Below are 7,618 nucleotides of genomic sequence, written 5' to 3'. Positions count from 1 at the left end.
GCGGCGCCGAAAGCGTGCGGGTGATCCTGCGCGCCTCCGGCTTGGAGGCCGCCTACGGCTTTTGGTTGTGTGAACAATTAGGCCATCCGCAGCAACGGCTGCAACGCCTAGCCCCCAGCGATCCACTGCCTAAAGAGCTTGATCCGCTCCACTTGGTGCTGTTGCTTTCAGAGCCGCCAGCTGAAATTGAAGCTGCGATGCTGCCCCTTTTTGGCCTCGAGGATGGCTTGTTTCTGCAGCAGGCCGATCGCCCCGGCTTGATGACCAAACGAGAGGTGCGCATTCAACTGCTAGCTGATTTGCAATTGCCGGCCCAGGGAGTGCTTTGGGATATCGGTGCTGGTGTGGGCAGCGTTGGCCTTGAGGCATTGCGGCTGCGGCCTGGTTTGCAGCTGTGGGCTTTGGAATGCAGGGGCGGCGGCGCTGCATTGATAGAAGCCAATGCCCGCCGTTTGGGGGTGCAGCCCGCTGGGGTGCTGGAGGCTAGTGCCCCTAAAGCCCTGGCCCAGCTGCCGGATCCCGATCGGGTGTTGATCGGCGGTGGTGGCCGCCTGCGGGCCGAAATCCTGGCGGCGGTGCTAGCCCGCTTGCTACCTGGAGGTGTGGTGTTAATACCCCTTGCCACCCTGGAGGCGCTTGCTGAATTGCGGCCCCTTTTAGAGAAATCCGGCTGCCAAGTATCAATCACACAACATCAAGCCTGGCGTGGTGCACCCCTTGCTGATGGCACTCGCTTGGCGCCGCTTAATCCAGTTTTGGTATTGCGGGGCTTCCGGCCTTAATGCCTAATGCCGCTGCGCGGCCTGCCTGTAATTCGATCACTTCATCAACAGGTTCAATCGGAATAATTTGAGCACAAGGTAATTTTAAGCATGGAGGTAGATTTGCTTTTACTTCAACAACTTTTCCATCTCGGATAAATATTAAATCTAAAGATGCGCACTCGTACATGTTAAATGCCACTAATTTTGCACTTGCAAATCGAAACCACATTCCACGCCAGGGGCCAAGGGCAGGGCGATTCCTTAAGCCTTGAATGTATTGATCATAGGTTTTGGGTATTTCTAGATCAATGCAACCTTTGGCTAGGCACCATTGAGCTTCCGTTGGGAGGTATTGGGCTGTATTTGCATTTAATGCAGCTGGCGATAAAGCAATAGACAGCAATGCAGCAGTTAGCAAGCTGCCTTTGATCAGAGCTGGCTTCATAATTTCTGCGCTCCATTAGTGCGTAAACAATAGCCATGGCCCCGAACTGTATGAATTAAACGCCCCTCACCATCAGCTTCTAATTTACGCCGCAGGTAGCGCACATAAACCTCAATAATGTTTGCCTCGCTGGTTTCAGCTAGGCCCCACACCTGTTCAAGAATTTGTTTGCGGCTCACGCATACACCTTGCTGTTTAAATAATACAAGCAATAGATCATATTCTTTAGCGGTGAGATTTAGATTGCGGTTTCCGCGAAAAGCCTGCTTTTCGCTTTGATCAAGAACTAGCTCAGCAAGCGAAAGTAGATTTGGATTAAAAGAGGCAGCTGGCTGTTGGCGTTGGATTTGTTGACGCAAACGCCGCAGTAGATCGCTAGGGGGAGCATCAGCGAGCCAAAAATCATCGGCCCCCAGTTCAAGGCAAAGGCTGCGGGCAGCAAGGTTATTGCTATGGGCCTCCAGCATTAAGGCGGGCCCGTTGTTATCTCCGTAGTGCTGTCGTAGGGCAACACAAAACTTGATTGCTTCACCAGATAGCAACACCCCAGCAAATAAGCCGCCGGCCTGCAAATTCTGGCTGGCTTGCTCCAAGCTCCAGCTGCTGGTGAGGTATCCAGAGGCTTCTAATCGTTCTTTTAATTGTTGCGCTGCTGTGCCAAGCAGCAGCAGGGTTTGCTGCACGCCCATGCGTTAATCCGGCAGGGCTGGTTTTGCTACATGGGGTAAGCCCCAGCCCAGTTTTTCGCCAAGCACCCGGAAAAATTCATGATCTTGAAGGCGGATAAAACGGGCTGGTTCATCGCTGCGGCGGATCAGCACACGATCTTCCGGCCACACATAACAACCAGCACTGCCATCCACCACCATCATCAAACGCTCTGGTGTAGCGGGAAACACCGTTACAGGTTCACTATCGCTAAAAACCAAAGCCCTTGAGGCAAGTGAATGGGGTGCAATCGGTGTGAGTTGCAGCACCGGGCAATCGGGTGTAATCACAGGTCCGCCAGCACTTAAGGCGTAAGCGGTGGAGCCAGTTGGGGTAGATAAAATAATTCCGTCAGCTGAAATATCCACTGGGGCATGGCGGCCGATGGCGATTTCGAAATGGCACATGCTTGTTAATGGCTCCCGATGCAGAGCCATCTCGTTTAAACACAGCACTTCCCAGCGCCTTTGATCGCCCCGCAATACGCTCACCACCACCATGCTGCGTTCTTCCACGCTCCAGCGGCCAGCGATTACCTGATCGAGGGCACTATCCAAATAATCAAGGTGGGTTTCTGCTAAAAAGCCCATGTGGCCAGTGTTTACTGTGAGCATCGGCACCGCCACCGGTGCGGTTTGGCGAGCGGCTGATAACACCGTGCCGTCGCCGCCCAGCACAAAAGCCAACGACATTTCCCTGTTGAAATTCGCCGGCACGCAGGCGGCATAACCGAGCATGCGCAGATGTTGATCAGGGTTAGCAAAACCCACCATCCCCCCGGCACTGCTCACGCGCACCACTTCCCAGCCGGCATGCTTCAGGCGCGATTCAATGCGATCCGCCGTTTCAACAGCTAATTCCTTGCCGTCGTTAACGATTAATCCAGCGCAGGACATTTCAGAACTGCTCTAAAAAGCGCAGATCACTAGTAAACAGCCTACGGATGTCGTCTATGCCGTGGCGCACCATACAAAAACGCTCCACCCCAAGCCCTGCAGCGAAGCCACTCCAGCGTTCTGGATCAAGCCCAAGCCCCTCCAGCACTGCTGGATCCACCATGCCGCAACCCATCACCTCTAACCATCTACCCCGCCATTGCACATCCACTTCAGCGCTGGGTTCTGTGAAGGGAAAATAACTAGCGCGAAATCGCACAGGTAGATCACCAAAAAAAGCTTTTAGGAAATGGGTAACGGTGCCCCGCAGATGGCTGAAATCCAGGCCTTCATCAATTGCTAGCACCTCTACCTGATGAAATACGGGTGAATGGGTGGCATCAACGGCATCACGGCGATAAACGCGCCCTGGGGCAATCACCCTCACCGGCGGGGGATTCGCTTCTAGATGACGAATCTGCACAGGTGAAGTGTGAGTGCGCAATAAGCGATCACCAGGTAAATAAAATGTGTCTTGCATATCCCTTGCTGGATGGTCTGGCGGGATATTTAGGGCAGAAAAATTGAAGTGATCTGTTTCAATTTCAGGCCCTGCTACGAGCCTGTAACCAAGGCCGCAGAAAATATCAACAATCGCATCTGTGGTGCTTATCAAGGGGTGCCGATGGCCTGGGGGCACATAACTGGGGGGGAGCGTTACATCGATGGTTTCGCTGGCAATCCGGCTGGCCATTGACTCGCGGCGCAGTTTTTGCAGTTTTTCCTGCAACAGGCTCTGTAATTGTTCCTTCAGCACATTTGCCCGTTGGCCCACCAAGGGGCGCTGCTCCCCAGGTAATTTGCCCATGGCCGCTAGCACCGCTGAAAGCTTGCCTTTTTTGCCCAGCAGATCAATTCGCAATTGCTCCAACGCTGCGCTGCTAGCTGCGGCGGTGATGGCGGCAGCAGCTTCTGCTTCTAGAGCACAAAGCTGAGCGGTGATGTCCTCTAAATTGAGGCCGGTTACCACGGTTTAAAAGCAGAGCTCATAACTTTATGCGCATCCTGATCAGTAACGACGACGGCGTTTTTGCCGAAGGTATCCAAGCACTAGCAAAGGAAGCAGCTTGCCGCGGCCATCAGGTTTCAGTGGTGTGCCCAGATCAGGAACGTTCCGCCACAGGCCATGGGCTCACCCTGCAGAGCCCAATTCGGGCGGAGCGAGCCGATGCTTTGTTTGGCGCTGGCATCGAAGCCTGGGCCTGCAGTGGCACACCATCCGACTGCGTGAAACTGGGCCTGGGCATGCTTTTGCAGGCACCACCTGATCTTGTGCTTAGTGGCATCAACCACGGCCCAAACCTTGGCTCTGATGTGATGTATTCCGGCACTGTTGCCGCAGCGATGGAAGGCACCCTGGAGGGATTGCCTGCCATGGCGGTTAGTAGTGCTTGTTTTGATTGGCGGCAATTTGATGGGGCAGCCCAAAAAGCATTGGAAATAGCTGAAAATGCCCTGGCGGCTGGCTGGCCTGAAGGTTTATTGCTCAATTTGAATGTGCCTGCAGTTCCTGCAGAAAAGATCGGGGCCATGCGTTGGTGCCGGCCGGCAGTGCGTCGTTACATCGATCAATTTGATCAACGCTTAGATCCTCGCGGCCGCACCTATTACTGGTTGGCGGGTGAGGTGCTCAACGATGTGGATGCAATTGGAGCAGGCCCCCGCGATTGGCCCACTGATGTGGCGCAAGTGCAAGCAGGTGGAATGGCCCTCACCCCGCTGCAGCCGGAATTGTTTTGGCGTGGCCCAGTTCCACCAATTGCCTTAACGGCGTTGGATGCGTTGCAATAACCAAAGGCTGATCCATAAACCGATTAGGTGTGCGGTGAGGGCTTGGGTATTGGCCATCACCGAAAACATTTCTAAGGAGGTGATGGCGTTATTGCCCATGCCGCCGCTCCCTGCAAAGCCGGGTTGCTGTATCGAGGCTTGAAAGGTGAGGCTGCCCGCTAATGCCTGATAACCAATTGCCGCAAGGGTTACGCCACCAAGGCTTGCTAGCAAGTGGCGTTTCACTTGAGCGGTGGTTTCTGCTTTTGATGGTCTTGCGGTGGTGCCACCAGCAAGTGCACGGCTAAGGCGGATTAGTCCCCAGTCTTGCCAAATGCTCCAAGCCAAAACCAATAAAGCAAGGGTTGTGAGCGATAAACCAGGGCCAAGGCCAATGGCCCGATCGCGGTTGCGAATTAAATCGCTGCCGATGCTGTTAAAGGCCAAAACCCCAGCGCACACCACCGCCATAGCCAACTGGCTCCAAAAGGCCAGCCAGCCCATAGCGCGAAAGGCAGAGGCCAGGCGCTGCAAATCAAGGCGATCGGCCATGGTTTCTTTGCGATACCCCAAGTTGCCATGGGAGGATAGATCTGGCACGGGCGTTGGCCTTGATTTTTTTACGCTCCCCCCAGGAAGCTGATACCCCAACGGCCATTGCACTTGGCAGTTTTGATGGAGTACATGCTGGCCATCGCCGCGTAATTGCTGCAGCGTTGCAGCTAGCCCAGCTGCAACCGGAATTAGTTCCCACAGTTGTATCTTTCTGGCCTCATCCGCGGGAGGTGCTGGCGGGTGAACCAAGGTTGCGGCTGGATTTGCCAGAAGAAAAGCTTGATTGCCTCATGCAGTTAGGCATTCGCCAGCTGGTTTTGGTGCCATTTAATAAAAAGCTGGCGGCATTAACGCCGCAGCAATTTGTGCAGCAAGTGTTGCTTGAGCAGTTGGGCGCAAAAGTAATTGCGATCGGTGAAAATTTTCGATTTGGCGCCCAGCGCAGTGGTGCCCCTGAAGATTTAAAGCGGCTAGCTGGGGCAGCTGGCGTTTTAGTTGAAGTGGTGCCCCTGTTAGACGATCAAGGCCAGCGAATAAGCAGTAGCCGCATTCGCCTCGCGCTTGCAGCAGCAGATTTGCAGGAAGTGGTGCGTTTATTGCAGCGGCCATACCTTTTTGAAGGCAAGGTGGTGAAGGGCAGAGGGTTAGGCCGCGGCTTGGGTTGGCCCACTGCAAATTTGCAGGTGGATGGCCGCAAATGTTTACCAAAAGAAGGTGTTTATGCCGCTTGGGTGCGGCGATTTGATGCCAAACCAATGGCAGCGGTGATGAATTTAGGCCGCCAGCCCACTATTGATCCCAATGCTCCTTCTGCTGTTGAGGTGCATCTGCTGGGTATGGATATACAGCTCGGCAACGAAATCCTCAGCGTGGAGCCAAAACAATGGTTGCGGGGCCAGTGCGCTTTTGATTCTTTAGAGGCTTTGAGCAGTCAAATTGCAAAAGATGCAGCAGCAGCAACTACTTATCTCGCTGCTAACCCCAATGTTGATTAGGTGCTGGGATAGGCGTGGGTTAGGCCCCAAGCGATGAAGGCACCGATGCCGCCAAGCAGCACAGCACCCCAGATCAATACCGCGGTGGGGTTATCGGAACTGGAATATTGGGGAAGCGGTTTTGGTTCTTCTGCCACCACAAAGATGCAGGTGAATTTTTAGGCTAAAGAGGGAATGCCGAGATGGTTTGATCTGTTTTGACCTCCAGCTCAATTGATCCGGTTGTTTTGCGTTTGCTCGATGCAAATTTAGACCGTGCCCGCGAGGGGTTGAGGGTGGCTGAGGATTGGGCCAGGTTTGGCCTAAATCGCAGAGATTTGGTGGAACCACTGAAGGATTTGCGCCAACAGTTGGGGCGTTGCCATCTGCCTGAATACCGCCAAGCTCGCCACACTGCAAGCGATGGAGCGGCTGGTTTAGCTCACCCGGCCCAGGCAGAACGCTTAAATCCTCAAGCGGTGGTAGCAGCAAATTGCGCTCGGGCCCAAGAAGCGCTGCGGGTATTAGAGGAATTCGGCAGAGCAAGCAATCCTGATCTTGCGGCCATTGCTGAAACCTGTAGGTATCGCTTATACGATTTAGAAACTCAGTTGCTTGCTGATCAAAGCCGCCGCCAACGTTTGCGAGAAGCGAGGCTTTATTTGATCACTTCTGAGGTGCCCCAAATGTTTGAGGTGGTGGAGCAAGCCCTGCAGGAGGGGGTGCGGTTAGTGCAACATCGCAGTAAAACCAGTGCTGATGGTGAGCGATATCAAGAAGCGCTTGCCTTAAGGAAGTTGTGTAATCGCTACAACGCTCTGTTTATCGTTAATGACCGAGTTGATATTGCTTTAGCAGTGGAAGCTGATGGTGTGCATCTCGGGCAGGGGGATTTGCCAATTACTCTGGCGCGTCGTTTGATCGGGCCTGATCGCTTGATCGGTGTAAGTAGCCATTGCCTTGATGATTTACAAAAAGCACAAGATGCTGGCTGCGATTATCTCGGTGTTGGCCCGATTTACACCACCCCCACTAAGCCTGGAAGGCCGGCAGTTGGATTTAGTTATTTAAAACAAGCCGCTGCCAATGCTCAGGTGCCGTTTTTTGCGATTGGCGGCCTTGATCTGAGCAATTTGCAGCCTGTAATAGCTGAGGCTGGCGCAGCAGCTGGTTTTGCTGTGGTGCGGGCTGTGATGGAGGCCGCTGATCCAGGTGCAGCTACAAAGGAATTACTTAAATTGATAAATAGGAGTTATTAAATTATGACTAATTGCTTGATTTGGTTAAACGGTGAGCAGTGCGAATGTGGGGCTGATTTATTACTGCCGGATCTTTTGATCCAGAAGGGTTATCAGCCCAGGCTGGTGGTGGTGGAATTGAATGCTGAATTGTTGCCACGTGGCCAATGGGCTCAACAAAAGATCAAGGCAGGCGATCGCTTGGAGGTGGTCACAATTGTGGGTGGGG

The 7,618-nt window shown here is 53.6% G+C and carries 11 protein-coding genes; 5 read left to right on the top strand and 6 right to left on the bottom strand.

Annotated features, from left to right (window positions below; translation table 11 throughout):
* Nucleotides 1-782 (top strand): precorrin-6Y C5,15-methyltransferase (decarboxylating) subunit CbiT (gene cbiT / locus KB557_RS07510; RefSeq protein ID WP_255132863.1); only part of this gene is annotated, 782 nt, incomplete at its 5' end.
* Here the strand turns inward: cbiT and KB557_RS07505 are convergent.
* Genes KB557_RS07505 through pheS form a run of 4 tightly spaced genes read right to left on the bottom strand, consistent with a single transcriptional unit; the run spans nt 745 to nt 3,822 of the window.
* Nucleotides 745-1,209, bottom strand: a complete 465-nt coding sequence (locus KB557_RS07505) for a DUF192 domain-containing protein (protein ID WP_255132861.1) — start codon at nt 1,207-1,209, stop codon at nt 745-747. The genes cbiT and KB557_RS07505 overlap by 38 nt on opposite strands.
* The gene (locus KB557_RS07500) at nt 1,206-1,898 is read right to left on the bottom strand and encodes a winged-helix domain-containing protein (RefSeq protein WP_255132858.1); all 693 of its coding nucleotides are present in this window, start codon (nt 1,896-1,898) and stop codon (nt 1,206-1,208) included. Before KB557_RS07500 ends, KB557_RS07505 begins: the two co-directional genes overlap by 4 nt.
* A gap of 3 nt (nt 1,899-1,901) precedes the next feature.
* A complete protein-coding gene (locus tag KB557_RS07495; RefSeq protein ID WP_255132856.1) occupies nt 1,902-2,813 on the bottom strand; it encodes an NAD(+) kinase in 912 nt (303 codons plus the stop codon).
* Nucleotide 2,814: 1 nt separating this feature from the next.
* Complete coding sequence (gene pheS / locus KB557_RS07490) at nt 2,815-3,822, bottom strand: phenylalanine--tRNA ligase subunit alpha (protein WP_255132854.1); 1,008 nt, start codon at nt 3,820-3,822, stop codon at nt 2,815-2,817.
* Nucleotides 3,823-3,848: 26 nt separating this feature from the next.
* Between pheS and surE the strand changes: the two genes are divergently transcribed.
* Nucleotides 3,849-4,643: a 5'/3'-nucleotidase SurE gene (gene surE, locus KB557_RS07485; protein WP_255132851.1), complete on the top strand. Its 795-nt coding sequence runs from the start codon at nt 3,849-3,851 to the stop codon at nt 4,641-4,643.
* On the opposite strand, the gene KB557_RS07480 is transcribed toward surE, so the two are convergent.
* Nucleotides 4,617-5,174, bottom strand: coding sequence for a DUF3611 family protein (locus KB557_RS07480; RefSeq protein ID WP_255132865.1), 558 nt, complete (start codon nt 5,172-5,174; stop codon nt 4,617-4,619). The two genes, surE and KB557_RS07480, sit on opposite strands and share 27 nt — an antisense overlap.
* A gap of 59 nt (nt 5,175-5,233) precedes the next feature.
* Here KB557_RS07480 and KB557_RS07475 point away from each other — a divergent pair, with 59 nt between their 5' ends.
* Entirely contained in the window at nt 5,234-6,172 is a 939-nt protein-coding gene (locus KB557_RS07475; RefSeq protein WP_255132849.1) for a bifunctional riboflavin kinase/FAD synthetase, read from the top strand.
* On the opposite strand, the gene KB557_RS07470 is transcribed toward KB557_RS07475, so the two are convergent.
* Entirely contained in the window at nt 6,169-6,309 is a 141-nt protein-coding gene (locus KB557_RS07470) for a hypothetical protein (protein WP_255132847.1), read from the bottom strand. The two genes, KB557_RS07475 and KB557_RS07470, sit on opposite strands and share 4 nt — an antisense overlap.
* 60 nt (nt 6,310-6,369) lie before the next feature.
* Here KB557_RS07470 and KB557_RS07465 point away from each other — a divergent pair, with 60 nt between their 5' ends.
* On the top strand, nt 6,370-7,410 hold the full coding sequence (locus KB557_RS07465; protein WP_255132845.1) for a thiamine phosphate synthase: 1,041 nt from the start codon (nt 6,370-6,372) through the stop codon (nt 7,408-7,410).
* Between the two features lie 3 nt (nt 7,411-7,413).
* Nucleotides 7,414-7,618: sulfur carrier protein ThiS (gene thiS / locus KB557_RS07460; RefSeq protein ID WP_255132843.1), on the top strand; the 205-nt coding region annotated here is incomplete at its 3' end.

This window comes from Synechococcus sp. Cruz CV12-2-Slac-r, assembly GCF_024346075.1.
Classification (GTDB): Bacteria; Cyanobacteriota; Cyanobacteriia; order PCC-6307; family Cyanobiaceae; genus Synechococcus_D.
Note: the sequence above shows the minus strand (reverse complement) of the source record. Positions and strands in the feature narration are given on the sequence as shown.

Excerpts from the sequence above, each read along its gene's own strand:
- KB557_RS07505 (WP_255132861.1), bottom strand. The coding sequence starts at position 1,209 with ATGAAGCCAGCTCTGATCAAAGGCAGCTTGCTAACTGCTGCATTGCTG.
- KB557_RS07495 (WP_255132856.1), bottom strand. The coding sequence starts at position 2,813 with ATGTCCTGCGCTGGATTAATCGTTAACGACGGCAAGGAATTAGCTGTT.
- KB557_RS07500 (WP_255132858.1), bottom strand. The coding sequence starts at position 1,898 with ATGGGCGTGCAGCAAACCCTGCTGCTGCTTGGCACAGCAGCGCAACAA.
- KB557_RS07480 (WP_255132865.1), bottom strand. The coding sequence starts at position 5,174 with ATGGCCGATCGCCTTGATTTGCAGCGCCTGGCCTCTGCCTTTCGCGCT.
- surE (WP_255132851.1), top strand. The coding sequence starts at position 3,849 with ATGCGCATCCTGATCAGTAACGACGACGGCGTTTTTGCCGAAGGTATC.